At 65.8% G+C, this 25,226-nt stretch carries 24 protein-coding genes; 17 read left to right on the top strand and 7 right to left on the bottom strand.

Translation table 11 applies throughout. The features are described 5' to 3' along the window. Positions 1-4: 4 nt before the first annotated feature. Entirely contained in the window at positions 5-3,841 is a 3,837-nt protein-coding gene (locus tag FG91_RS21315) for an FAD-dependent oxidoreductase (protein WP_161785626.1), read from the top strand. On the opposite strand, the gene FG91_RS05645 is transcribed toward FG91_RS21315, so the two are convergent. Then, entirely contained in the window at positions 3,838-5,907 is a 2,070-nt protein-coding gene (locus FG91_RS05645; protein WP_052187338.1) for a S9 family peptidase, read from the bottom strand. The two genes, FG91_RS21315 and FG91_RS05645, sit on opposite strands and share 4 nt — an antisense overlap. Before the next feature lie 160 nt (positions 5,908-6,067). On the opposite strand from FG91_RS05645, the gene FG91_RS05640 reads away from it, so the two are divergent. From FG91_RS05640 to FG91_RS22325, 5 genes are all read left to right on the top strand, one after another. Then, on the top strand, positions 6,068-6,967 hold the full coding sequence (locus tag FG91_RS05640; protein WP_037513081.1) for a LysR family transcriptional regulator: 900 nt from the start codon (positions 6,068-6,070) through the stop codon (positions 6,965-6,967). A 178-nt stretch (positions 6,968-7,145) separates the two neighbouring features. Then, complete coding sequence (locus tag FG91_RS05635; protein ID WP_037513079.1) at positions 7,146-7,778, top strand: HAD family hydrolase; 633 nt, start codon at positions 7,146-7,148, stop codon at positions 7,776-7,778. Then, entirely contained in the window at positions 7,775-8,926 is a 1,152-nt protein-coding gene (locus FG91_RS05630; RefSeq protein WP_037513078.1) for an alanine racemase, read from the top strand. The genes FG91_RS05635 and FG91_RS05630 overlap by 4 nt, the downstream gene beginning before the upstream one ends. Before the next feature lie 33 nt (positions 8,927-8,959). After that, the gene (locus FG91_RS05625) at positions 8,960-9,340 is read left to right on the top strand and encodes a RidA family protein (protein WP_037513280.1); all 381 of its coding nucleotides are present in this window, start codon (positions 8,960-8,962) and stop codon (positions 9,338-9,340) included. Positions 9,341-9,463: 123 nt separating this feature from the next. After that, the gene (locus tag FG91_RS22325; protein ID WP_037513076.1) at positions 9,464-10,060 is read left to right on the top strand and encodes a YdeI/OmpD-associated family protein; all 597 of its coding nucleotides are present in this window, start codon (positions 9,464-9,466) and stop codon (positions 10,058-10,060) included. Positions 10,061-10,078: 18 nt separating this feature from the next. On the opposite strand, the gene FG91_RS05615 is transcribed toward FG91_RS22325, so the two are convergent. Then, complete coding sequence (locus tag FG91_RS05615; protein WP_037513075.1) at positions 10,079-10,432, bottom strand: winged helix-turn-helix transcriptional regulator; 354 nt, start codon at positions 10,430-10,432, stop codon at positions 10,079-10,081. A 103-nt stretch (positions 10,433-10,535) separates the two neighbouring features. Between FG91_RS05615 and FG91_RS05610 the strand changes: the two genes are divergently transcribed. Then, the gene (locus FG91_RS05610) at positions 10,536-11,240 is read left to right on the top strand and encodes a glutathione S-transferase family protein (RefSeq protein ID WP_037513074.1); all 705 of its coding nucleotides are present in this window, start codon (positions 10,536-10,538) and stop codon (positions 11,238-11,240) included. A gap of 88 nt (positions 11,241-11,328) precedes the next feature. Next, positions 11,329-11,811, top strand: coding sequence for a GFA family protein (locus tag FG91_RS05605; RefSeq protein ID WP_037513071.1), 483 nt, complete (start codon positions 11,329-11,331; stop codon positions 11,809-11,811). Positions 11,812-11,816: 5 nt separating this feature from the next. On the opposite strand, the gene FG91_RS05600 is transcribed toward FG91_RS05605, so the two are convergent. Both FG91_RS05600 and FG91_RS20880 read right to left on the bottom strand, forming a co-directional pair. Further along, the gene (locus FG91_RS05600; protein ID WP_152568007.1) at positions 11,817-12,497 is read right to left on the bottom strand and encodes a helix-turn-helix transcriptional regulator; all 681 of its coding nucleotides are present in this window, start codon (positions 12,495-12,497) and stop codon (positions 11,817-11,819) included. A 45-nt stretch (positions 12,498-12,542) separates the two neighbouring features. Then, a complete protein-coding gene (locus FG91_RS20880; RefSeq protein WP_052187337.1) occupies positions 12,543-12,974 on the bottom strand; it encodes a nuclear transport factor 2 family protein in 432 nt (143 codons plus the stop codon). Positions 12,975-13,109: 135 nt separating this feature from the next. Between FG91_RS20880 and FG91_RS05590 the strand changes: the two genes are divergently transcribed. Then, positions 13,110-14,345 carry an MFS transporter gene (locus FG91_RS05590; RefSeq protein ID WP_037513067.1) on the top strand — a complete coding sequence of 412 codons (1,236 nt, stop codon included), beginning with the start codon at positions 13,110-13,112 and terminating at the stop codon, positions 14,343-14,345. Here FG91_RS05590 and FG91_RS05585 read toward each other — a convergent pair. Then, positions 14,342-14,824: a methylated-DNA--[protein]-cysteine S-methyltransferase gene (locus FG91_RS05585; protein ID WP_037513064.1), complete on the bottom strand. Its 483-nt coding sequence runs from the start codon at positions 14,822-14,824 to the stop codon at positions 14,342-14,344. The two genes, FG91_RS05590 and FG91_RS05585, sit on opposite strands and share 4 nt — an antisense overlap. Before the next feature lie 116 nt (positions 14,825-14,940). Between FG91_RS05585 and purT the strand changes: the two genes are divergently transcribed. From purT to FG91_RS05555, 6 genes are all read left to right on the top strand, one after another. After that, positions 14,941-16,122, top strand: a complete 1,182-nt coding sequence (gene purT, locus FG91_RS05580) for a formate-dependent phosphoribosylglycinamide formyltransferase (RefSeq protein ID WP_037513062.1) — start codon at positions 14,941-14,943, stop codon at positions 16,120-16,122. Positions 16,123-16,138: 16 nt separating this feature from the next. Beyond that, positions 16,139-16,795 (top strand): TVP38/TMEM64 family protein, encoded by a 657-nt coding sequence (locus FG91_RS20875; RefSeq protein ID WP_052187336.1) that lies wholly within the window; start codon positions 16,139-16,141, stop codon positions 16,793-16,795. A gap of 115 nt (positions 16,796-16,910) precedes the next feature. Then, positions 16,911-17,777, top strand: coding sequence for an NmrA family NAD(P)-binding protein (locus FG91_RS05570; protein ID WP_037513060.1), 867 nt, complete (start codon positions 16,911-16,913; stop codon positions 17,775-17,777). Between the two features lie 75 nt (positions 17,778-17,852). Beyond that, a complete protein-coding gene (gene polA, locus FG91_RS05565; protein WP_037513058.1) occupies positions 17,853-20,663 on the top strand; it encodes a DNA polymerase I in 2,811 nt (936 codons plus the stop codon). Further along, positions 20,660-21,163: a hypothetical protein gene (locus FG91_RS05560; protein ID WP_037513056.1), complete on the top strand. Its 504-nt coding sequence runs from the start codon at positions 20,660-20,662 to the stop codon at positions 21,161-21,163. Before polA ends, FG91_RS05560 begins: the two co-directional genes overlap by 4 nt. Before the next feature lie 119 nt (positions 21,164-21,282). After that, entirely contained in the window at positions 21,283-21,957 is a 675-nt protein-coding gene (locus tag FG91_RS05555; protein ID WP_037513053.1) for a CDP-alcohol phosphatidyltransferase family protein, read from the top strand. Positions 21,958-21,966: 9 nt separating this feature from the next. Here the strand turns inward: FG91_RS05555 and FG91_RS05550 are convergent, their stop codons facing one another. Further along, entirely contained in the window at positions 21,967-22,860 is an 894-nt protein-coding gene (locus tag FG91_RS05550) for a prephenate dehydratase (protein WP_037513273.1), read from the bottom strand. A 185-nt stretch (positions 22,861-23,045) separates the two neighbouring features. Here FG91_RS05550 and FG91_RS05545 point away from each other — a divergent pair, with 185 nt between their 5' ends. Together FG91_RS05545 and FG91_RS05540 are read left to right on the top strand one after the other, a co-directional pair. After that, complete coding sequence (locus tag FG91_RS05545; RefSeq protein WP_037513052.1) at positions 23,046-23,705, top strand: c-type cytochrome; 660 nt, start codon at positions 23,046-23,048, stop codon at positions 23,703-23,705. Continuing rightward, positions 23,705-24,139, top strand: a complete 435-nt coding sequence (locus tag FG91_RS05540; protein WP_037513050.1) for a c-type cytochrome — start codon at positions 23,705-23,707, stop codon at positions 24,137-24,139. Before FG91_RS05545 ends, FG91_RS05540 begins: the two co-directional genes overlap by 1 nt. Before the next feature lie 184 nt (positions 24,140-24,323). Here the strand turns inward: FG91_RS05540 and FG91_RS05535 are convergent, their stop codons facing one another. Further along, positions 24,324-25,199, bottom strand: a complete 876-nt coding sequence (locus tag FG91_RS05535) for an LOG family protein (RefSeq protein ID WP_037513047.1) — start codon at positions 25,197-25,199, stop codon at positions 24,324-24,326. Positions 25,200-25,226: the final 27 nt, after the last annotated feature.

Here is a 25,226-nt window from a genome sequence, read left to right as displayed (position 1 = left end):
TTTGATGCGCCGTTCGACTGCCGCCTTGCTCCATGGTTCCGCCGCGCTGTTGCTCGCGGCGCAGGCGAACGCCGCCGAAAAGGTCAGCATCACCCGCGACGATTTCGGCGTGCCTCATGTGGAGGCGGAGACGTCCGACGCGGTGATGTTCGGCGCGGGCTATGCGATTGCACACGACCGCCTCGCGGCGATGGAGCTTGCGCGGCACAACACGCAGGGCCGCCGTGCCGAGCTTGTCGGGAAATCGGCGATCAAAAGCGACAAGATGATGCGCGGCCGGAGGCTTTCCGACGCGGTGCTGATGCAGCGCTACGAGGCGCTGGCGCCCGAGCATCAGAAGATGATCCAGGCGATGGTCGACGGCATCAACAAGCGTATCGACGAAGTGAACGCCGATCCTGCGCGGCTGACCCCGCTCGAATTCATCCGCTGGGGGATCAAGCCGACCCGCTGGAGCCTCACCGAATATCTCGCGCTCATCACCGCCGCGCCGCTGGGACGCGACACATATGAAATCCGTAACCTCGAATTTCTGAAGGCAATGACGGCGCGCTACGGTCAGGACAAGGCGTGGACGATTTTCAACGACGTCGTGCCGATTTCCGACCCCGACTCCCCGACCACCATCCCCGCGGGCGACGATCTCGCCCCGGCCCGGCCGATACCCGCCCCCGTCCTCGCTTCGGCGCAACTGGCCCCCTATCGCAATGTGTCGTCGGCCGCGGCGCAGACAAAGCCCACCGAACCGGTGAAAGGCGCAAGCCGCTGCATGGTCATCGGCCCCGAAAAATCGGCGAGCGGAAAGGTGTTGATGCTGGAGGCCACAGCCGACGGCCCCGAAATCCACCTGAAGGGCGGCGGTTTCGACAACACGGGCTTCGGCTCGACCGGCTGGGGTGTCCCGACGATGGGCCGCGGCGCGCAGCACGGCTGGCTGCTGGTGTCAGGCAGCAGCGAGGCCGGCACCACCTTCGCCGAAAAGCTCAACCCCAGGAACCGGTACGAATATTGGTACAAGGGTGCGTGGAAGAAAATGGAGCACCGGACCGAAGCCTTCAAGGTCAAGGACGGCGCGCCCTTCACGCACGAGGTCGCGTGGACGATCCACGGCCCGGTGATCGCATGGGATGTCGAAAACGACACCGCTTATTCGCAGCAGATGGGCGTCCACGGCCGCGAACTCGATACATGGGTCGCCTTTGCCGAAATGGGCCGCGCGAAGAGCCTCGCCGAATTCCGCGAAAAGGGCGTCGACCGCCTCGGCTGGAATCTCGGCGCGTGCTACGGCGGCGAGGACGGCACAATCGCCTATTTCGAGGCCGGGGCGCTCCCCAAGAAGGCCGCCGGCGTCGATCCGCGGCTGCCGACACCCGGCACCGGCGAATATGAGTGGACCGGTTTCCTGACCCCTGCGGAAAAGCCGCACATGATCAACCCGAAGCAGGGTTACTTCATGTCGTGGAACAGCAAGGCGACGGGCTGGTCGCAGGAGGGCGACAATGCCCGCATTGGCGCGACCTTCCGTACCTGGCTCGGCGACCGGCTCGCGAAGGCGGGCCAGTCACTGACGTTGCTCGACATGCGCGAGTTCAACGGCAAAATCTTCAACGCGCTCGGCGCGGTCGATCGCAATCAGGCGGCGCCCGACTTTTTCGCACCCTATATCCGCGCCGCGATCGCGGCGAGCGGCGACCCCGAGGTGAAGCGCGCCGGCGAATTGATGCTGAGCTTCAACGGCCTGTATCAGGACCGCAACGGTGATCAGCGCTACGACAATCCGGGACTGACCCTCTACCGGACCTGGCTCCAAACCGCGCCGAAAACGCTGTTCGGCGACGATATGGGCGATTGGTGGAAAACGATCGATACCGACCGTTACCTGACCTATCAATCCAGCCTGCTGCTGCGCGCCTTTCAGGGCGATAAAGCGGGCGCGCCGCTGGGCGTCGATTATTTCAACGGGCAGGGTCGCACCGCGATGATGATCGACACGATCAAGGCGACGATCGCCGAAGTCAAACCGCGTTTCCCCGGCAAGGACATGTCGGAATGGAAGCAGCCGATTTACTGGAAATATTTCGACGCATCGCTCGAGACGCCCGATCGTCCGCAAATGGCCGAGGATTATCCCGAGCATCGCCTGTCGGCGGTCCTGCGCCTCGGCCCGACGATGGCGCCGCACAATGGCGGCGAAAGCTGGGTCGGGTTGATGGAAATCGGCGCCGACCGGCGAGCGCTCTATTCGGTGATCGACGCGGGCGGCCAGAATCTGTTCATCGGTCCCGACGGCAAGGGGAACCCGCACCTCGCCGACCAGACGATGATGCACGAGACCAACGAGCTCAAGAAGATCGAGCTTTCGCCTGACAGGATACGCGAAACCGCCGCGTCGACGATGACGCTCGAATATCGACCGCCGGCCCGTTGGCGCGCGGCGGAGCCCCGATTGACCGCCGTCGTCTCACCCGCCGACATCGGCAGCTACTGGCTCGCAAGCTGCGACGACGATCTGACGCCGCGCCCCGCGCTGCCGGGCGACGCGACCGTCGATATCGCGATCATGGGGGGCGGCTTCACGGGTCTGTGGACCGCCTGGTATCTGCTGCAAAACGACCCCGATCTGTCGATAGCGATCGTCGAGCGGCAATTTTGCGGCTTTGGCGCGTCGGGGCGCAATGGCGGCTGGTGCTCGCCGCGCTTCCCCATCAACCCCGCCGCCCTCACCCGGCGTTTCGGTGCAGCGACGGCCCGGGCGATGCTGCTCGCGCAGCAGGCGATGGTGGGGGAAGTCGGCCGCATCTGCGAAGAGGAAGGCATCGACGCGCATTTCAACCCCGTGGGCGTCCTCACCCTCGCACGCAGCGCCGAGCAATTGCCGTCGCTGCGCCAATCCTTCGAAGCCTATGCCCGGCTCGGCATGGAGGATGGCTGCGAATTGCTCGACGCCGATGCGGCGCAAGCGGCCGTCCATGCGACCGAGGTCAAGGGTGCCCTGCGGCTGCGCGCGGGCGGCACAATCCACCCCGGCCGCCTTGTGCGCGGGCTCGCGCGTGCGCTCGAACGGCGCGGCGTGCGGATCCATGAGGGGACCGAGGTGTTGCAAACCACCGCAGGCATGCAACCGGCGCTCGTTACCTCAGGCGGCACGCTGCGCGCTCGCCGCGCGGTTCTGCTCGCAGGCGAAGCCTATATGACCGCGCAGCCCGCCTATCGCCGCCGGCTCATCCCGATGGCCTCGACGATCATGCTCACCGCGCCGCTCAGCGCGGAACAGTGGGAGACGGTCGGCTGGGCCGGCGGCGAATGCCTCAGCTCTTACGTGCATACGACCAATTATCTCACTCGCACCGCCGACGGGCGCATCCTGTTCGGCAGCCGCGGCGCGCCGTACCGCTATGGTTCCGACATGAGCGAGACCGCGCTCAGCGAAAACGCCAATTTCGGCTGGATCCGCGATCGGCTGACCGAATGGTGGCCATCGCTGGATGGCGTCGAATTCACGCATCAATGGGCGGGCTATCTCGGCATTCCGCGCGACTGGCTGCCCACGGTGCATTTCGATGCCGTGCGCCGGATCGGGTACAGCTACGGCTATACGGGACATGGTGTGATCACCAGCGCAATTTGCGCCCGCGCACTCGCGGGGCTGGTCACCGGCGCTGTTCCCGATGCCCACGCGCCCTACGTCCGCGAGCAAGCCCCGAATTGGGAGATCGAACCGCTACGCTGGGCGGGCATCCGCTATGTCCAAAACGCCTTCCTGCGGATCGACGTAGCAGAGGCGGCCGGACGGTCGCCGCCGCCCGACGCGGGCTTGGCGAAATATCTCGGCGAGCCCTAGCGACCGCTACTTCGCCCGACCTCGAGTGCTTGCTCGAGACCGGGCACAAACCCGGCGCCGGTCTTCAGTTCGACCTGCGACCCGGCAAGATCGTCGCCATAAGCTTCGGCCGGCCCGCCGAGGCATTTCGACAGGAAATGCTCGGCGATCGCCGCGAAGGAGATGTTCGTCGCATCCTTCGCATAGACATGGCCCTCGTCGGGGTAAAAGGCATAAGTCACCGGCTTGCCCCGCGCCTTCAGCGCATCGACGATCTCTTCCGACTGGCTGGGAAAGATGCGCGGGTCGTTGGCGCCGTTCGTCACAAGCAAAGGCTTAGAAATCGCATCGACACGCGCGATCGGCGAGCGCCGCATCAGGTCGGCCGCGCCCTCCTTTGTCGCCGGATCGCCCACGCGGTTGACGAACTGCGGGCGCTGCCAGGTCCACCAGTCGGGCATCCCCGCGACTTGCTTTACCAGATTGCTCGGCCCCGCAAGGTCGACGCCGCACTGGAAGGTGTCGGGCGTGAAGCTCAGCGACACGAGCGTCGAATAGCCGCCATAGGACAGCCCCATCACCGCGACGCGGTCCTTTGCGGTCACGCCTTTGTCGATCGCCCACTGCACCCCGTCGAGCAGGTCGTCGTGCATCGTTTCCGACCATTTTCGGTCGCCCTTCGCCATGAAGTCGCTGCCGAAGCCCCCCGACGCGCGGAAGTTCACCGACAGCACCGCATAGCCACGGTCAGCGAGCCAGGCGTGCTGCGGATCGAAAGCCAGATCGTCGCGAAGCCAGGGGCCGCCGTGAACGAGCAGCACCAGTGGAACGGGCGTCACCGGCATCCCGTCGGCGCCGAGTTTCGCGCCTGCTGGCAACGTCAGGTAACTTGGCAGGCCGAGCCCGTCGCGCGACGCGATCGTTACGGGAAGCCGCCGCGCGAGCGCCTGTTTCTCAAGCCCGGGCCGCGTCGAGAGGAGCGGCACGAGCACCCGGTCCTTGCGGTTCCACCAGCTATAACGGTCGGGGCGGTTCGGGACCGTTTCGAGGAGCAGCCAGCGCGCATTGTCGGGGGTCTGGTCGACAATCTTGAACGGCCCCGCGGCCGCCGCTTGCAGCGCGGCGAACTCGGCGCGCACCTCGTCCGATCGCACCGTCCATTCGCTGACGAGCGGGTCCTCACGCGTCGCAAGCAGCGTACCGCTGGCTTCGTCGAACAGCGTATCGACGATGTCGGCCCGCCCGGACGCCGCGAGCGGGGTCTGCTTGCCCGTGGCGAGATCGACCGAGACGAGGTTCGCCTTGTCGCTGGTCCGGCTGTCGAACATCAACAGCTTGCCCGCGCCGTCGAGCCCGAGGATCTTCGAATTGCGCAGCGAGGCCAGCGGGATCGTCATGAACTCGCTCGGCCCCGCGGGGTCGAGGCGGAAATAGGTCGACGAGCCGTCGACATTGCCGCGAACGCCCAGCCGGATGTTGAAATCGGGATCGGCAACGACATCGATGTAATTGCGCTCGTTGCGGAGCACTTCGGTACGCCGCCCCGTCGCGAGGTCGATCCGGTAGATATCGCGATAGCGGCGGTCGCGAATGTTCATGCCGACGAGGATTTCGCCGGGACGGCGCTTCGAAAGCTTCACGATCTTCGTCTGCACGGCGGGATCGGCGGTCATATTGACGACCGTGCTTTTTTCGAGGTTCGCGACCCAGAGCTGGCTATGCTCCTCGCCGCCGACATCCTTCAGCACCAATATGTACCGCCCGTCGGGGCTCCACTGAAAACTGTCGGGCGGCCGCGTATCGAAACGGGTGACGGGGGTGGCGGCCTTCGGATCGTCGAGCGGCGCGACCCAGACGTTGAGGACGCCGTTCAGCGGGTGGAGAAAGGCCAGTTGCTTGCCGTCGGGACTGATCTGAAGTTCGGAATAGCCGGGCGAAACAAAAAGCGCGTCGCGTGGCACCAGCGATACCCGTTGCTCCAGCTCCGCGCCGCCCGCCGGCACTACCATGATCGCCGCGCCAAGCAGCGCAGCGGTCCACACCGATGCGCGACCACGCAGTTCGCGCCGCAAAATGTCGAAACCCATCCCCGAAGCCCCCTGAATCAAGCTTGTCTGCACACACAATCTGCCGACCGGCGGGCGCGAGCTCCAATGCGCAAAATTGATCAATCCATGCCAATCAGGAGGGGTAGGCACAGGCCGTCGCCGCACTACAACTTCCCTATCGGCCGAAGGGGCATAAGTGATGGAACTGGCATGGCTTGAGGATTTCGGTGCCTTGATACACGCGGGCAATTTCTCGCGCGCGGCATCGACGCGCTGCGTGACTCAGCCGGCGTTCAGCCGCCGCATCCGCGCGCTCGAAGAATGGCTCGGCGTGGAGTTGGTCGACCGCAGCACGCACCAGATGGTGCTGACCCCCGCCGGCAAGCGCTTCGCCGTCATCGCCGAGACCGTGCTGCGCGATATCGAACATGGCCGGCGCGAGGTGCAGGAAATTGCCGGCACATCGGCGTCGATGGTCAAGATTCTGGTCACGCACGCCCTGGCGCTGAACTTCTTCCCGCAATGGCTCGCGACGCTTCAGGCGATGACCGATACCGCGATCCCGATCCAGCTCACCGCCGACAATATGGGCACATCCGAACAGATGATGCTGAGCGGAAAGGCGCATTTTTGCCTGTGCTATTTTCATCCCGGCGCACCGTCGGTTCTCGATGGGGCGGGTTTCCAGTCGATATCGCTCGAATCCGATGCGCTGGTGCCGGTCAGCGCGCCGCGCGAAGCCGGTGGGGCGCCGCTGCACGCGCTCGCCGATGACGCCGGTCATCCGGTCAATCTTCTGGCCTATGGCGCGGAATCGGGGATGGATCGTATCGTGTCGGCGACGCTCGATGCCACTGCGACGCGCGCGAATTTCACGACCGTGTTCACGTCGCACACGCTGATCCTCGCGCGCATGGCAAGGGATGGAAAGGGATTGGCCTGGCTGCCGCTGAGCATCGTCGCGGACGATCTGAAGCGTGGCGCGCTGGTGCGGGCGGGCGATGCGCGCTGGGATATTCCGGTCGACGTCAGACTGTATCGGCCGCGCGGCCGGCAATCGCCGTCGGCCGAAACATTCTGGAAGCTGGCGACGGCATAGACGGGAATGGCGCATGCGAACGACGTCCATACGCGGCGGCATGAAACCATTAGCAACGGGCATTTGCCGGCCGGGCCGCGGCGTTGCTAATCGCTCGGGGCCATCCGGCGGCATCCCCGACCCGAAGCCTGCGGAGCCGCAGGCCTTGGGCGCCATTATTATATTTGGATCCCGATCTATGAAACAGCTCGCCCCCGTCGAAGCCGTGGTCTTCGACCTCCTCACCGCGCTTCTCGATTCCTGGTCGGTGTGGAACCGGGCCGCCGGGTCGGCGAGCGACGGGCTGCGCTGGCGCCGCGCCTATCTTGAGCTGACCTATGGCTGCGGGGCTTACCGCCCCTATGAGGATCTCGTCCGCGAGGCGGCCGCCAAGGCGGGCGTGGCGGCATCGGCTCCCGATGCGCTGACGGCGGACTGGAACTCGCTCCAGCCCTGGCCGGAGGCGCCACAGCTACTGGCCGATCTCACCGCGCGCAAAATAGCGCTCGGCGTCATAACGAACTGTTCGACAGTTTTGGGGCGGCAGGCAGCGGAACGGGTCGGCGTGCCCTTCTCGGTTGTCCTGACCTCCGAAGAAACGGGCTATTACAAACCGCAACCGCAATCCTACCGCGCCGTGCTGGACCGGCTCGGCACCGATCCGACGCGGACGCTTTTCGTGGCGGGCTCGCCTGCGGACATTCCGGGGGCGGCCGGCGTCGGCATGCCGGTTTTCTGGCACAACCGCGCCGGCATGCCCTTTGTCGCCGACGCGGCGCGGCCGTTCCTGATTGCCGATACGCTCGATCCGCTGCGCGAGCTGGCACAATGAGCGCGGCCACCATGTTCGCGGGATTGAACACCCCGCGCCTGATTCTCGACGCCGACCGGCTGGAGCGCAACGCCGCGCGCATGCGCGCCCGCTGCGACGCGCTGGGCGTCACGTTGCGCCCGCATCTGAAGACAGCCAAGTCGACCGACGTCGCGCGTATCGCGGCGAACGGCGAACAAGGGCCGATCACCGTCTCGACGCTGGCCGAAGCCGAATATTTCGCCGCAGCGGGCTGGCGCGATATCCTCTACTCGACCGCGATTGCGCCCGCGAAACTGGCGCGTGTCCATCACATCCAGCGCGAGCATGGCGCGCGGCTGCTGCTTGTCGTCGACGACCGGGAGGCGGCGGCCGCCATGGGCGAAGCCGCGGCGGCGCTCGGCGCGCGCTTCGGCGTCCTCATCGAGGCCGATTGCGGCGAACACCGCAGCGGCACCGAACCGACGTCGGAAGAGCTTGTCGCGATCGCGGGGGTAATTGCGGCCTGTTCACCGCGACTCGAACTGATGGGCGTGATGACCCACGCCGGCCACAGCTACGCGTTCGACGATCCCGCACCAATCCGGGCGCTTGCCGAAGTCGAACGGCATGCGGCGGTCGCATCGGCCGAATTGCTCCGCGCGCGCGGTTACGCCTGCCCCATCGTCAGCGTCGGCTCGACCCCCACGGTGGTTTTCGCCGAACAATTGCGGGGCGTGACCGAAGTGCGGGCGGGCATCTACCTGTTTTGCGACCTTGCCCAATTGTCGCGGGGCGTCTGCGCCGGGGAGGATATTGCCGTTTCGGTGCTGGCGACGGTCATCGGCCACCAGCGCCGCGGCGCCGGCCCCAGCCTGATCCTCGACGCCGGCGCCCTCGCGCTGTCGAAGGATGTCGGGGCCAACCGCTTCATGCCCAACGCCGGATATGGCCTGGTGTGCGATGCAGCCACGCTCGAACCGCTGGAAACGCTGACGGTCGTGACCGTGCATCAGGAACATGGCGGCGTGCCCGTGCCCGACGAAAGCTGGTTCGAACGCCTGCCGATCGGCAGCGTCGTCCGCATCCTGCCCAATCACGCCTGCCTGACCTGTGCGGCCTACACCTCCTACGACGTGCTGCGCGAAGGGGTGCTGGCCGAAGAATGGCCGCGGACCGGCGGATGGTGACGGGTTTCGGAGATCGAGATGAAGGTTCAGAAAATGACAGAGATACGCTGCGCAGCGGCGCCGCCCCCCGGCGGGCATTATGCCCAAGCCATGTTGCACCGCGACACCCTTTATGTTTCGGGCCAGCTCGGCGTGACCGGCGAAACACCCGACCCCGAAAGCCGTTCGGTCGGCGAGCAGGTCAACTTTGCGCTCGGGAACATTGCGGCGATTGTCGGCGTGGTTGGCGCTTCGCCGGGCGACATCGTCCGGTGCACCGTCTATGTGACCGACGTCGCGCATTGGGGCGAAGTCAACCGGGCCTATGCGGCGTTCTTTGGCGCGCACCGCCCCGCACGATCGATCGTTCCCTCAGGTCCGCTGCACTTCAATGCTCTCGTGGAGATCGAAGCCGTCGTCGCGGTGAGTGTCTGAGACCAGGCGCGAAGCGGACGTAGCAAGGTTGAATGGTGGGCGCGCGCTCTAATCGAACACCTTCGGCTATTTTTTTATTTTCAATACTTTATGGCGGAGTGAATTTATGAATGGAATGAGGTCATGGCCGCCGTCGAGGTAGATCCCAACAAGGTTCACGAATTCGTCGACATGGACGGTTTCCGTGACTGGCTGGCCGCGCATCACGCCACCGAGCGCGAGGTGTGGATCAAGATCCACAAGGTCAAATCGGGCCTCGCGTCGATCACCCCCGAACAGGCGATCCACGCGGCGCTGTGCTGGGGATGGATCGACGCCATCCGCAAATCCTTCGACGAAAAAAGCTTCCTGCAACGCTACACCCCGCGCAGCGCGAAAAGCGTCTGGAGCCAGATCAACATCGACAATGTCGCGCGGCTGACGGCCGAAGGCCGAATGACCGAACATGGGCTAAAACAGGTCGACGCCGCCAAGGCCGATGGCCGCTGGGACCGCGCCTATCGCGTCAAGGGATCGGAAATTCCGGGCGATTTGCAGGCGGCGATCGACGCCGAACCCGCGGCCAAGGCCATGCTGGAAAAGCTGACCGCGCAGAACCGCTTCGCGCTGATCTTCCGCCTCGGCACGATCAAGACCGAGGCCGGGCGGAAAAAGAAGATCGCCGACCTTGTCGCCATGCTGAAGCGCGGCGAGACTTTTCACCAGCAAAAAGCGAAGTGACCCCGTCGCCGGGCGATCTCAACTATCGCCCACGGTGACGACAGCTGCGTCGGCATCAGCGCCGCCCGCCGACGCATCCCACCAGTCGCCGAGCGCGTCGATCAATGGGACGAGCCGTTCGCCGTCGGGGGTCAGGTCATATTCGACCCGACGAGGATAGCCCTCGAACTCGGTACGCTGGACGATCCCCGCATCCTCGAGCTTGCGCAGTTCGAGCGTCAACATCTTGTGCGAAATCGTCGGATTGTCGCGGCGCAGGTCGCCGAAGCGCTTCGTCCCGTCGCTGAGATAATAGATGAGCAAGGTCGGCCAGCGGCCGCTCAGCACCTGCATCACTTCCTCGATCGGACAGCGCGAAACCAGATCTTTCATCGGAGCCTCATGGTTACAAAAAGGTGCGTAATTTACGTGGCGATAGCGCGCCCTATATCTGGTTTCGCTGCGCAGCTCCCCCTCAAGAAGATGGAGCAATACATTGGAACCGATCCTTATCTATGGCTTCCCACTGGGAAGTTCCATGGGCCTTGTCACGGCTCTCGAATGGCTGGGCAAACCCTATCGCCTGTGCCGCGTCGACATGCTCGGCGAAATGCGCGAGCCCGCTTATGCCCGCATCAACGCCCGGCACGAAACGCCGGCGCTGATTACCGATCAGGGCAATGTCCTGACCGAGACGATGGCGATCGCCCACTGGCTCGCGGCGCGCGACGACGAACGGCGGATCAGCCTTGATCCGCTATCGCCCGAAGGCGACCGGATGCGGCAGATCATGGCGTTCATCAACACCGGCTTCACGGGGTCTTTCACCCCGCTCTGGGTCGCGCTCGAAATGGACCCGCCGCGCCCCGCGCTGCAGGCCTCGCTCCGCGAATGGGGCAAGGAAGCGGTGATCGAACGCCACGACCGGCTGGAGGAAATGGTCGGCGACGGCCCCTATCTGATCGGCGACCGGCCGACGCTGGCCGACGCGCTGTTCATCGGGGTCGCGCGCTGGCTGGAGTTTCACGAGGTCGCCGAGCCCGTTCGCTGGCCGAAGCTCGCGGCGCTGCGCGCAAGGCTGGAGGCGGATCCGGCCGTCGCCTATGCCACCGCGCTCGAAAGCGGCGAGACGGTGCCGGGGAGCGGCCTCTGCCTCGGCCATGTCCCGCTCGCCGAGGTGATCGAGCGTTACGGTGCCTGATGGGGCGGGTGCGCGGCGCGTCGTCGCCGCGCACCGCTTCCCCGCGTGCGCGATTGTGAGTGCCCGCCAGCTTTGATAGCAAGGCGTCATGGACAGGATCGAAACCGAAGCGTCGGGCGGCTGCCAGTGCGGCGCGGTGCGCTATCATGTCACCGCGGTGCTCGACACGTCGCACATCTGCCATTGCCGCATGTGCCAGAAGGCGGCGGGCAATTTCTTCATCGCGCTGATCGGCGTGCCGCGTGACGCGATCACATGGACGCGCGGCAGCCCAGCGACCTTCAACAGTTCGGATAAGGCCGCGCGCGGTTTCTGCCGCGATTGCGGGACCCCGCTGACTTATGACTATGCCGAAAGCAAGCATATCAACCTGACGACGGGGTCGTTCGACGATCCCTCCGCATTCCCGCCGCAAGTCCAGTTCGGGCTCGAAGGCCAGCTATTGCTGTTCGAGGATTTGCCGATTAAGGCCGAGGGCACCACCGAGGAGGTGATGAGCAACCTTGTCGGCGCGATCAAGGCGAGCAACCACCAGCATCCCGACCACGACACCGACCGCTGGCCCGCCTGACCTTCCTATGACGGGAGCGCGCTTATCGCCGCGCTCGGCGTCAGGCCGAAGGTTTCGCGAAAGGCGCGCGACAGATGCGCGGTGTCGGCAAAGCCGGCGTCCATCGCCGCGGTACGGACGAGTGCGCCCTGCTTCATCTGCTGCGCGGCAAATTGCATCGCCGACCAGCGCTTGAATTCGCGAAAGCCCTGCCCGGTCGCCGCCCGGAAAAGGCGCAACGCCCGCGTGCGTTCCATGCCGAGCCGCTGTGCCAGCTCGTCCTGCGGCATCCGCCGCATGGGGTCGGCGTAGATCGCGCGCACGGCATCGGCGACGCGTGGCAATGGCGGCGCCGATGCGGCGCTCAACCGCGCGCGCAACTCGTCGGCGGCATCGCCCGCGCCGTCGAGCACTGTGCCCGCCAGTTCGGCGAGCTTGCCGCCCAGCGCGCGCGCCAGCGGAACGTCGAACGGGAAGACGAGGCCATCGAGATAGAGGATGTCGGCGCCGCGCGCGGGCAAGGCAATATCATGCACGACGCCGGGGCGGATCAGCAGCATGTCGCCCTCGACCGCCGCACCATCGAGCGTCAGCCGCAGTGGTCCGCCGCGCCCCATCAATATCCCGGTGACCGGATTGGCATGCGGCGCCAGCGGAGCGTCGACCGGCAGCAGCGCATTCCGGAAAGGGGAGAGCGGATCGGACATCGCGGTAACTATCTGCCGGTCGGGCGCCGGGCGCAAGCGGCGCCGCTAACGGTCGATCCCGGCGCGCACAAAGGCGCCGTGCATCTCGCGCCCGTTCGGATAGACATCCTTGCGCACCACCTCGCCCGCATCGTTCAGCGTGACGACGTCGAGCATCCCGACGCGCGCGACAAAAGGCGCGCCGCCCGGTTCGGTGAGCGCGAGCAGCATCGTCCATTCAAACACCCAATGGTCGTCGCCATAGAGCCGTCGCCCCATTTCCTGCGTGAAATCGAAGGTCGCAAACAATTGCCGGCAATGCTCGCGGAGCCGCTCGCGCCCCGTCACGGGTTCGGTGCCGTCGTGGAGCGCGAAGACCGTATCGTCCGAATGGAGCGAGGCGATCAGGTCGGGATCCTTCGTTTCCCAGCCGACATGATAGCGGTCGAACAGGGTGGCAACGGACAGGGGGCGTTCGATTTGCGCGGTGACGGCCATCTGCTTTCTCCCATGATGTTGCGGGAAGAATAGCGCGCCGATCAGCGAACGCGTTGAACAAACGTGCGGCGAATTTTCGCTGGCGCGCGGCCATCCATCTGGTAGCCCTCCCCCCGGGCAGGGGAGCGTTTGAATATGGCGACACAATCGATCGAGGGCCGGGCCGGCGGAAAACGGGTGACGTGGGTCGTCGTCCTGATCGCGCTGTCGGTCCTGCTCAACTATGTCGATCGCGGCGCAATCGGAGTCGCGGCGCCGCTGATGAAGGAGGAGCTGGGGCTGTCAGCGACGGGGTTCGGCCTCGCGGTTTCGGCCTTTTTCTGGGTCTATGCCCCCGCCTGCCTGTTCGTCGGCTGGCTCTGCGACCGCTTCTGCGTCTACCGCGTCTTTGCGCTCGGCGTCGCGATCTGGGCGATCAGCACCGCGCTCACCGGTTTCGCGGGCGGGCTGATATCGCTGATCATCCTGCGGCTGTTCCTCGGGCTGGGCGAAAGCATCGCCTTTCCCGGCAGCACCAAGATTTTCGCCGCCGAAGTCCCCGCTGAGCGGCGCGGGATCGCCAATGCCGCGGTGGCCGCCGCGATCGCTTTTGGCCCCGCGGTTGGCGTGCTCGCGGGCGGCGCGATTCTCGGCGAATGGGGCTGGCGGCCGGTCTTCTGGATTTTCGGCGCGGTGACTTTGCTCTGGCTTATTCCCTGGCAATTTGCCGCAGCGTCGATGCGGGCATGCGCAGGAGCGGCGCCGGCGAGCGAACGGGTTTCGATCCGCCGCCTGCTTCGCGTGCCGGCGCTGTGGAAGATGAGCGCCGTCCATTTCCTGTCGAACTACGGCTTTTATTTCCTGCTCGCCTGGCTGCCGCTCTACCTCGTCAATACGCGCGGTTATTCGATCGGCGAAATGACCGCGCTGACGACACTGAGCTTTACGACGCAAGGTGTCGTCGCGCTCGCGGGCGGCTGGCTGTCCGATCGCATGGTCGCGAAGGGCGCCAATGAGGGCGAGGTTCGCCGCTGGCTGATGATCGCCGGACAGCTCGCCATCGGCACGGCGACCGCGGGCATCGCGGTCGCGAATGGCTATGCGATGCTCGCACTGTGGCTGGCGGTCGCGGGCTTCGGCGCCGGGCTGATCGCCACGAATATCTTCGCCGTCGGCCAGATTTTCGCGGGACCGCGCGCGGCGGGCAGCTGGATGGGGGTGCAGAATGCGCTCGGCAATATTTCGGGGATCGTCGGCCCGATCGTCACCGGGCTGATCGTCGATTATCTCGGCGGTTATGGCTATGCCTTTGGGGCGGCGGCCGCGCTGTCGGTGCTCGGGGCATTGCTTTGGTGGAAGCTCATCCCCGAAATCCGCACGCTCGATCTTTAATCCACCCGTTCGAGTTCGAGCAGGAACGCCTTCGCCTCAAGCCCGCCGGCGAAGCCGGTCAGCTTACCGGTCGATCCGACGACGCGGTGGCATGGCGCGATGATCGAAATCGGATTGCGGCCGTTGGCGGCGCCGACCGCGCGCGAGGCCCCGGGGGCGCCGAGCTGGTCCGCGATCTCACCATAGCTGCGGGTCTCGCCGAACGGGATGGCGAGCAGCGCGGCCCAGACGCGCTTCTGGAAATCGGTGCCCGCAAAGGATAGCGGCACGTCGAAGGTGCGGCGTGTCCCGGCGAAATATTCGCCCAGTTGCCGTTCGGTTTCGATCAGCACGGGATGGTCCGCCTTTTCGCTCAGCGTGCCGAGCCGGACGCGATCGGGCTTGTCATTCTCCCACAGGATGGCAGCGAGGCCCCGGTCGTCGGCGACGAGGGTCAATTCGCCGACCGGCGACCAGATGGTTTTGCAATGGTAGGTCACGGGATCTTCCTTTGGATGTCATTCGCTGTCGCACTTTGATGCTGAAATTCCTATGGCGGAGGCCGCGCAGCGATGCGTCCCGAATCTTGCGCCCAACGTCGATGGAAAGTTTTTGCATGACCCCCACCGCCACCATCCTCCTGCTCGGTTCGGGCGAACTCGGCCGCGAGTTCGTGATTTCGGCGAAGCGATTGGGGTGCCGCGTGATCGCCTGCGACAGTTATGAAGGCGCGCCCGCGATGCAGGTCGCCGACGGCTATGAAGTATTTTCGATGCTCGACGGCGACGCGCTGCGCGCGACGATCGAAAAGCATCGCCCCGACCATATCGTGCCCGAGGTCGAGGCGATCCGCACCGAAATCCTCGCCGAAGTCGAAGCCGAGGGTTTCCATGTCGTTCCCTCGGCGCGCGCGGCGCAGCTGACGATGAACCGCGACGCGATCCGCGACCTCGCCGCGAGCGAACTCGGGCTGAAGACCTCGACCTTCGAATATGCGACGAGCCGCGAGGAACTGGTCGCGGCCGCCGAACGCATCGGCTTTCCGCTCGTCGTGAAGCCCGTGATGTCGTCGTCGGGCAAGGGCCAGAGCACGGTCAGGGATGCGAACGGCATCGACGCCGCGTGGGATTATGCCGCCGCCGGCATGCGCGGCGACCGGCTGCGCGTCATCGCCGAGGCGTTCATCGATTTCGATTACGAGATCACCCTGCTCACCATCCGCCACAAGGATGGCGTCGGCTTCTGCCCGCCGATCGGCCACCGGCAGGAGCGCGGCGACTATCGCGAAAGCTGGCAGCCCGCCGCGATGTCGGACGCCGCGCTCGCCGCGGCGCAGGACATGGCGACGAAGGTCGTCGACGCGCTCGGCGGACACGGTATTTTCGGCGTCGAATATTTCGTGAAGGGCGACGAGGTGATCTTCTCCGAACTCTCGCCGCGCCCGCACGACACCGGCATGGTGACGCTGATCTCGCAGTCGCTGTCCGAATTCGACCTGCACGCGCGCGCGATCCTCGGCCTGCCGATCCCCGCCGTCGCGGTGCCCGATGCGAGCGCGAGCGCGGTGTTGCTTGCCAACCGCGACGCGAGCGATTTTGCAATCACCGGACTTGCCGAGGCGCTGACCGCGCCGAACGGCGAAACCGCCGTCGATGCGCGCATCTTCGGCAAGCCGGTGACGCGGCCGTATCGCCGCATGGGCGTCGCGCTCGCCAAGGTCGCAGGCGGCAGCACCGACGACGCACGCGCGGCGGCGGTTGCGGCGGCGGCAAAGCTGCATATCGACTATCGGGGCTGACGCGCTAAGCAGGGGCATGGCCGAGCGCCCTTCCCCGCTGATCCGCTGGCTGATCATCGCCACATTGCTGTTGCTCATCGTCGGCGTGCCGCTGATCTTCCGCGAGGAATTTATGGCGGTGAGCGACCGCGTCCTCGCTGCGGCCGACGAACGGCCCTTCGCCGCGGCGGCGCTGATCGTTGGCGCGTTGACGCTCGACGTCTTCCTGCCGGTGCCCAACGGCGTGACCAATACGCTGGCGGGGGCGGCTTTCGGATTCGCGGTCGGCACATTCGTCATCTGGCTCGGGCTGATGGGCGGAAGCCTTGCGGGTTATGCGATCGGACGTTGGGCCGCACGGCCGCTCGCCAAGCGATTCCTCGGCGCCGACGATCTGGACCGCGCGCACCAACTCGCCGAACGCATCGGTCCGATCGCGCTGATCCTCTCGCGCCCCGTCCCGTTCCTTTGCGAAGTGACGGCGATGGCCGGCGGCATCGCGGCAATGGCGTTCGGACGGTTCGCGCTCGTCATGGCACTCGCCAACCTCGGCGTCGCGACGCTGTTCGCCGCGATCGGCGCGGCCGCGGTCGAGCAGGCTTCGTCCGAGCTGCTGATGCTCGGCGCGGTCGGGCTGCCGCTTGCGGCATGGCTCGGCTGGCAGGGCGTCGAGCGGTGGCGCACGCGCGCCTGACTTTATGATCAAAAAACAGGCGGGCCGCCCGATTCAGGCGGCGAGACCCGACATGGTCCGCAACTCATGCGGCGCAGATTCATTGTCATTCCGACAGACCGGCAGGAGACGAGCCATGTATGTGATTATGGGCGGAACGGGCCATGTCGGCTCGGCGACTGCAAAAGCGCTGCTTGCGCGCGGTGAACAGGTCACCATAGTCACGCGCAATGCCGACCATGCCCCCGAATGGGAAGCCAGCGGCGCGAACATCGCCGAAGCCGATGTCGAAGATGTCGCATCGTTGCGGGCGGCGCTTCGCCGCGGGCGGCGCGCCTTCCTGCTCAACCCGCCAGCCGATACCACGACGAATACCGACAGGGTCGAACGGCATACCGTCGCCAATATCCTTGCTGCGCTCGACGGATCGGGGCTCGAAAAGATCGTTGCGGAATCGACTGGCGGCGCTCAACCCGGCCGGTACATCGGCGATCTCAACGTCCTCTGGGAACTGGAGGAGGGTCTGCACCGACAGCCGATCCCCGCAGCGATCAACCGCGCGGGCTATTATATGAGCAATTGGGACGGCTTTCTGGCATCGGCACGCGACACAGGAAAATTGCCGACGATGTTCCCGGCCGATCTCGCAATCCCGATGGTGGCGCCCCAGGACCTTGGCGAACTGGCGGCCGCACGCCTCGTGTCTCCGCTCGACGACGTCGGCATCCGATATGCCGAAGGCCCGCGCCGCTATACGTCTTCCGAGGTTGCAACGGCCTTCGCGGCGGCCTTGGGACGGCCGGTAGAGCTCGACGTCGTTCCGCGCGAACGTTGGGAGGAGGCATTTCGGGAATTCGGTTTTTCGGACGCTGCCGCCGTCTCCTATGCGCGGATGACCGCCGCGAGCCTCGACGAGGGCTTCGACATGCCCGAAGATGCGTGGCGCGGGAGCGTCGCGCTCGCCGATTATATCAACTGCAGGGTCGAAGTTCCCGCCGAATAGGCCCGCTTCCCGGCGTATCGCCGCAATCGACGAGCGGCCCTAGGCCGCCCGCACCTCCCCTGCTACATCCGCGCCATGTCCGAGAAGAATCATCTCTATCTGGTCGATGGCTCCAGCTACATCTTCCGCGCCTATCACCGCCTGCCGCCGCTGACGAACCCCAAGGGGGTGCCCGTGGGTGCGGTCTATGGCTACACGACGATGCTGTGGAAGCTCGCGAAGGATCTGCACGACGCCGACGGGCCGACGCACCTTGCGGTGATCCTCGATCATTCGAGCCAGTCGTTCCGCAACGAGATTTACGACCAGTATAAGGCGAACCGGCCCGAGCCGCCCGAGGATCTGCGCCCGCAATTTCCGCTGATCCGCGATGCGACGCGCGCCTTTTCGCTGCCGTGCATCGAGATGCAGGGCTTCGAGGCCGACGACCTGATCGCAAGCTACGCCGAAGCGGCGGTGCGCGAAGGCTGGGATGTCACGATCGTCTCGTCCGACAAGGATCTGATGCAACTGATCCGCGAGCCCGTCGAAGGCCCGCAGGTCGACATGCTCGACACGATGAAGAATGTCCGGCTCGGGCTGGAAGCGGTGAACGAGAAGTTCGGCGTCACGCCCGATCTCGTCGGCGACGTGCTCGCGCTGATGGGCGACAGCGTCGACAATGTTCCCGGCGTGCGCGGGGTCGGGCCGAAGACCGCGACCAAGCTGATCCAGGAATATGGCAATCTGACCGCCGCGCTCGACGGCGCCGAGGGCATGAAGGCGTCGAAGCTGCGCGACAATCTGATCGAGCATCGCGGCATGGCCGAACTGTCGCGCATCCTCGTCGACCTGAAGCGCGACGTCGCGCTGCCCGACGCGCTCGACACGCTCAAGCTCGGCGCGATCCCGCCGCTGCCGCTCAAGACCTTTCTCGACGAGCATGGCTTCCGCTCGCTGTCGGCGAAACTCGACCTCGGCGCGACGCCGGGCGGCCCGCCGACCTTCCCGCGCGCGAACGCCGCGCCGGTTGCCGCGCCCGCCGGGCCGTCGACGCCGACGTTGCCCGCGATGCCGCCTATCGACCGGTCGGCCTATGAATGCGTGACGACGGTCGAGGCGCTCGATCGCTGGATCGCCGAAGCGCGCGCCGCGCATGTCGTCGGGATCGACACTGAAACCGCGAGCCTCGACAGCGTCACCGGCCGCCTTGTCGGCGTCAGCATGGCGACCGCGCCGGGCCGCGCCTGTTACATCCCGCTTGGTCATGGCGGCACCGACATGTTCGCCGAAAAACCCGAGCAAATCGCGATGGACGTCGCGATCGGGCGCCTGCACGCGCTGTTCGCCGACGATGCGGTGCTGAAGGTCGGGCACAATCTCAAATATGATATCGGCGTGCTCGCGCAGCATGGCGTCACCGTCGCGCCGTACGACGACACGCTGGTGATGAGCTTCGCGCTCGACGCGGGCAAGCATCAGCACGGGCTCGACGAACTGGCGAAGCTCCACCTCGATCACATTTGCCTGACCTTCAAGGAAATGTGCGGGACGGGCAAATCGCAGATCAGCTTTGCCGAAGTGCCGCTCGACCGCGCGACGCAATATGCCGCCGAAGACGCCGATGTCGCGCTGCGGCTCTGGAAGATGCTCAAGCTCCGTCTTCCCATCGAGGGCGGGACGCGCGTTTACGAAATGGTCGACCGCCCGCTCGCCGCGGTCGTCGAGGGCATGGAACGCGCCGGGATCATGGTCGACCGCGAATATCTCGCGCGCCTGTCGGGCGAGTTCGCCAACGAGATGCTACGCATCGAGGGCGAGATCCATGGGCTTGCCGGCCAACCCTTCGCGATCGGCAGCCCGAAGCAGCTTGGCGAAATATTGTTCGACAAGCTCGGCCTCAAGGGCGGGCGCAAGGGCAAGTCGGGCGACTGGTCGACCGACCAGAGCGAGCTGGAACGGCTCGAACGCGACGGCGTACCGATCGCGCGCAAGATATTGGAATGGCGGCAGCTCGCGAAGCTGAAGTCGACCTATACCGACGCGCTGCAGCAGCAGATCAACGCGACGACCGGGCGCGTCCACACCAGCTATAGCCTCGTCGGGGCGCAGACCGGGCGGCTGTCGTCGACCGATCCGAACCTGCAGAATATCCCGATCCGCACCGAGACCGGCCGTCAGATTCGCGACGCCTTTATCGCCGCACCCGGCCATGTGCTGATCGCGGCCGACTATAGCCAGATCGAGCTCAGGCTTGCCGCGCATATGGCCGACGTCCCCGAACTCAAGGAAGCCTTCGCGCGCGGCGACGACATCCACAGCGCGACCGCGATCGAATTGTTCGGCGAGGTCAACCGCGACACGCGCGGCAAGGCCAAGACGGTCAATTTCTCGATCCTTTACGGCATTTCGCGCTGGGGCCTCGCCGGCCGCCTCGAAGTCACGCCCGACGAGGCGCAGGCGCTGATTGCGCGCTATTTCGAACGCTTCCCCGGCATTTCGGACTATATCACCGATACGCTCGAGAACGCCCGCGCCAAGGGCTATACCGAGACGCTGTTCGGGCGGAAAACCTGGTTCCCGCGCATCAAGGCGGCGAACCAGAATGAGCGCGCTGGCAGCGAACGCGCCGCGATCAACGCCCCGATCCAGGGCACCAGCGCCGACCTGATCAAGCGCGCGATGGCGCGGATGCCGAAAGCGCTTGAGGATGCGGGGCTGTCCGACGTCCGTATGCTGCTCCAGGTCCACGACGAACTCGTGTTCGAGGCGCCCGAGGACAAGGCCGAAGCCGCGGGCGCGGTCATCCGCGCAGTGATGTCGGGCGCCGCCGAACCGGCGCTCCAACTCTCGGTCCCGCTCGAAGTCGAGGTCGGCATCGGCAAGAGTTGGGGCGAAGCGCATTGATCGCCGCGCTGCTGTTCGTCGCGGCGCTCGCCGCCGATCCCGCCCCCGTGCCTCCCGAAGCCGCCACCGCTTCGACGCCCAAGCGCCCATCGCCCGTCGCCGACACCGACCTGCGCGAATTTGCCGCGATTGCGGGGCGCAAGGTCGTCGGCCGTGCGGTCGGCGGACCCTATGCGAACGCCGACAAGGTGCTCTTGATCGCGCGCGACGACAAAGGCTATCCCGCCGTCACCGCGAGCATGGGCTTTCCCGTGCGCCAGTCGCTTCCGGCGCCGCCCGCGACGACGCTGGCGGTCATCCGCATTCACCAGCGGTACGAAACGACCATCCCCGGCCCGACCCCCGATGACCTTGCCTTCGTCGCCGCAAACAAGCTGCCGCTGTTCGTGATCGGCGAATGGGCACGCCCAGCGCCGATGTGGGAGGTTGCGTGGATCGACGACGCGGTACGCTATCGCGCCGTCGGCGATGTCGGTGAAATCGGCCCCTGGCAGGACTGATCGTCGCACGCACGCGGCGCACTGACCGCCCCGCCCTTTCGCAAACCCGACTTTGCCTCTATGACGCCGCGATGACATCCGGCCGGCACTTTTGTGACAGCCGGCAACAAAGGGTTCCCATGAGCAAGTTCGAACCCGTCGCCAAGGCGCCGGTCCGCATCCAGCAGAATATCCTCGCGCGCAGCGAACGCCGTCTTCTCAACTGGTTATGCGCGCGCCTTCCGGGCTGGGTCACCCCCGACCAGCTCACCACGCTCGGCTTTGCCGGCGCGGTGCTGGTCGCGGCGGGTTATGTGCTCAGCTGGTTCGACAGCGAATGGCTCGGGCTGTCGCTCGCCGGCTATATCGTCAACTGGTTCGGCGACTCGCTCGACGGCAGCCTCGCGCGCTGGCGCGGTATTGAGCGGCCGAACTATGGCTATTTCGTCGACCATAGTGTCGATGCGCTCGCGACCTTGCTGATGATCAGCGCGATCGGGATGAGCCCCTATATGCGGCTCGACGTCGCGCTGATGGCGGTGATCGGCTATTTCCTGCTGTCGATCCACACCTTCATCGCCGCCAAGATCCTCGGCGAATTCCGCTTGTCCTATATGGCGGGCGGCCCGACCGAATTGCGGCTGATGCTGATGGCGATGACGATTTCGATGCCGATCATCGGCGGCGGCGACATCCACGGCACCAATTTCTCGGCCTTCGACCTGTTCGCACTAGTCGTCTCGAGCATCCTCGTGACGCTGTTCATCGTCCAGACGTCGGCCACGGCACGGATGCTGCGCCGCCGCGGCGGCTAGCGGCAAGGTTTAGCGGCGCGCCCGCGCCTGCGGATAGGTGCCGAGCAACCGCAACGACTTGGTCTGGAAATCGAGTTCCTCGAGCGCGCGATCGATCCGCTCATCACCCGGCGCGCCGACGATATCGCAATAAAATTGCGTCGCCGCGAAGCTGTCGCCGGTCTGATAGCTTTCGAGCTTGGTCATGTTGACGCCATTGGTCGCAAAGCCGCCGAGCGCCTTGTAGAGCGCGGCGGGGATATTCTTCACCTCGAACATGAAGGTCGTCATCACCGGGCCGGTGATCGCCGCCACGTCGGCCAGCGGTTCGCGCGCAAGGATGACGAAGCGTGTCGTGTTGTGATCGGCGTCCTCCATCCCCGTACCGTGGAGCGTCAGCCCGTAAAGTTCGGCGGCGTGCGGCGGCGCGAGCGCGGCAAGCCCGACCTCGTCGCTGTCGGCGACCCATGCCGCGGCGCCTGCGGTGTCGCTATGCGCGACCGGCGCGATATTGTTCGCGCGCAGCCAGTGGCGGCACTGGCCAAGCGCCTGCTCATGGCTCATCGCGCGCGTCACCGGACCCAGGTCGCGGCTCATCAGGCCATAACGGATCGGCAGAAAATGCTCGCCGACGATCGACAGGCCGGATTCGGGGAGCAGGAAATGGATGTCGGCGACGCGGCCGTGCAGGCTGTTTTCGATCGGGATGATCGCGCGGTCGACGCGGCCGTCGCGCACCGCGTCGATCGCGTCCTGAAACGCGTAGCAGGGCATCGGCAGCGAGTTCGGGTCATATTCGCGCGCCGCAAGATCGCTATTCGCGCCCGGCGCGCCCTGAAACGCCAGCCCACGCGCGGGCTCGGCGAGCGCCGCTGCACGCATTTCGTCGACCAAATGCTGTGCCGAAGCCGAATAACTGCCCATGATTGCCTTCCCAAGCTGGAGCCGCGGCGCATAGCCGCCCGGCCGCACCCGTGCAACCGGCGCTCGCATCCTTCGCGTCGTCGGCCGATTTCATCCCCTTGCGCCGCCGTCGCCGCACCAGTAAGGGAGCGTCCAAATCAAATATGCGCCCGGCAAGCGGGCGTCAGCTAACGGGGCTGCTACGCATGGACAATCGCAACAATACTATTGCCGGCTGGGTGCTGTTTGCCGGCATTTGCGCGCTGGGCCTGACGATCGGGTCGAGCATGTTGTTCGCCAGCCACAATCCCGAAAAGCCCGGTTATCCGATCGAAGACGCCGAAGCCGGCGCCGGTGGCGGCGAATCGGCCGTGCCGCTCGCCACCCTGCTCGCCGCCGCCGATCCGGCGAAGGGCGAAGCGGTGTTCGCGAAATGCGCCGCATGCCACACGATCAACTCGGGCGGCGCCAACGGCATCGGCCCGAATCTCTTCGGTGCGCTCGGCAAGGCGCACGGCCATGTCCCGGGCTTCGCCTATTCGGCGGCACTGAAGGGCGTTGCGGGCAATTGGGATTTCGAGGGCATGAACGCATGGCTGACCAGCCCGCGTAAATATGCCCCCGGCACGAAGATGTCGTTCGCCGGCCTCGGCAGCGCCGAAGATCGCGCGAACCTGATCGTCTATATGAACAGCCAGGGTTCGAACCTGCCGCTGCCCGCTGCCGAAGCAGCACCCGCAGCCGCGGAAGGCGCCGCGCCGGCCGAGACCGCTGCCGCTGCCGCTGCCCCGGCAGCCGAAGGCGCCGCCGCCGCTCCGGCCGCTGACGCCGCGGCCGCGCCCGCGCCGGCCGAAGCCAAGAAATAATGCGGCTCGCGCCCGTCCTGCTGGCGGGCGCGCTGGCGCTCGCCGGTTGCGGCAAGAGCGAGACGCCGGCCGAAGCGCCGGCGACGGGCGAGCCCGGTGTCGAAGCGCCGGCACCCGCGGTCGCCCCGACCGCCGCGATGGGCGAGCAGGTCTTCCGGCGCTGCGTCGCCTGCCATACGGTCGACAAGGGCGGCAACAACGGCATCGGCCCCAACCTGCACGGCGTCGTCGGCGCCGCGGTCGCGTCGAAGCCCGATTTTTCCTATTCGGGCGCGATGAAGGCGAAGGGCGGCGTCTGGGACGAAGCCGCGCTCGACGCCTATCTCACGGCCCCGATGAAGGATGTTCCGGGCACGCGCATGGCGTTCGCCGGCGTGATCGACGCCGCGGACCGCAAGGCGCTGATCCTGTACCTCGAAGAACAGTCGAAATAAGCCCCCTTCTCCCTTGATGGGAGAAGGATACGCAGCCTTGCCGCAAAGCGGCTAGGCGAAGTTGGATGAGGGTGATGGCGCGTCTTTGCGCCGTCGTTTCAGGCCGAGGGCGCACCCCCACCGCTACGACCAACAAACAAGTTCGTAAGTCTCGCTGCCTCCCCCATAAAGGGGGAGGAACAGCCTAATTCGGATCCTGCACGTTGCCGTAGAAATCCTGGATGATCTTCCACGCCTCTTCGGCGGTTTCGACGAAGTGGAACAGCGACAGGTCGCGCTGGCTGATCACGCCCTCCTCGACCAGCGCGTCGAAATTGACGACGCGCGTCCAGAATTCCTCGCTGAACAGCACGATCGGGATCGGCTTGATCTTGCCGGTCTGGATCAGCGTGAGCAGCTCGAACGTCTCGTCGAACGTCCCGAACCCGCCCGGGAACACACATACGGCGCGCGCGCGGAGCAGGAAGTGCATCTTGCGCAGCGCGAAATAGTGGAACTGGAAGCTGAGGTCGGGGGTGACATAGCGGTTCGGCGCCTGCTCGTGCGGCAGCACGATGTTGAGCCCGACCGATTCCTTGCCCACGTCGTCGGCGCCGCGATTCGCGGCCTCCATGATCGACGGCCCGCCGCCCGAACAGACGACGAAGTTGCGGCAGCCATTCTCGTCGGGCGGCACCTGGCTCGCGATCCGGGCGAGCCCCCGCGCCTCCTCATAATATTTGGCCTTGGCCGCGAGCCGCTCGGCGATCCGCTGCTCCTCGGGCGTACGCGCCGCGTCGAGCACCGCCTGCGCACTTTCGGGCGACGGGATGCGCGCCGAGCCATAGACGACGAGCATCGACTCGATCTTCGCCTCGTCGAGCATCAGTTCGGGTTTGAGCAATTCGAGCTGGAAGCGCACGGGGCGCAGGTCTTCGCGCAGCAGGAACTCGGTGTCCTGGAAGGCCAGCCGATAGGCCGGGCTTTGCGTCTGCGGGGTCGATACCGCCTGTTTGGCGAATTGCGCGTCGTCCTTGGCTTTGTGGAAACGCGAGCGATGGGGTTGTTTATCTTCTGCCATTAGCGAGCGGCTACCCGTTTCGCATGA

The sequence above is a fragment of the Sphingopyxis sp. LC81 genome, assembly GCF_000756375.1.
GTDB lineage: Bacteria > Pseudomonadota > Alphaproteobacteria > Sphingomonadales > Sphingomonadaceae > Sphingopyxis.
The sequence above is the reverse complement of the archived record's forward strand: the minus strand, read 5'-3'. Positions and strand labels throughout refer to the sequence as shown.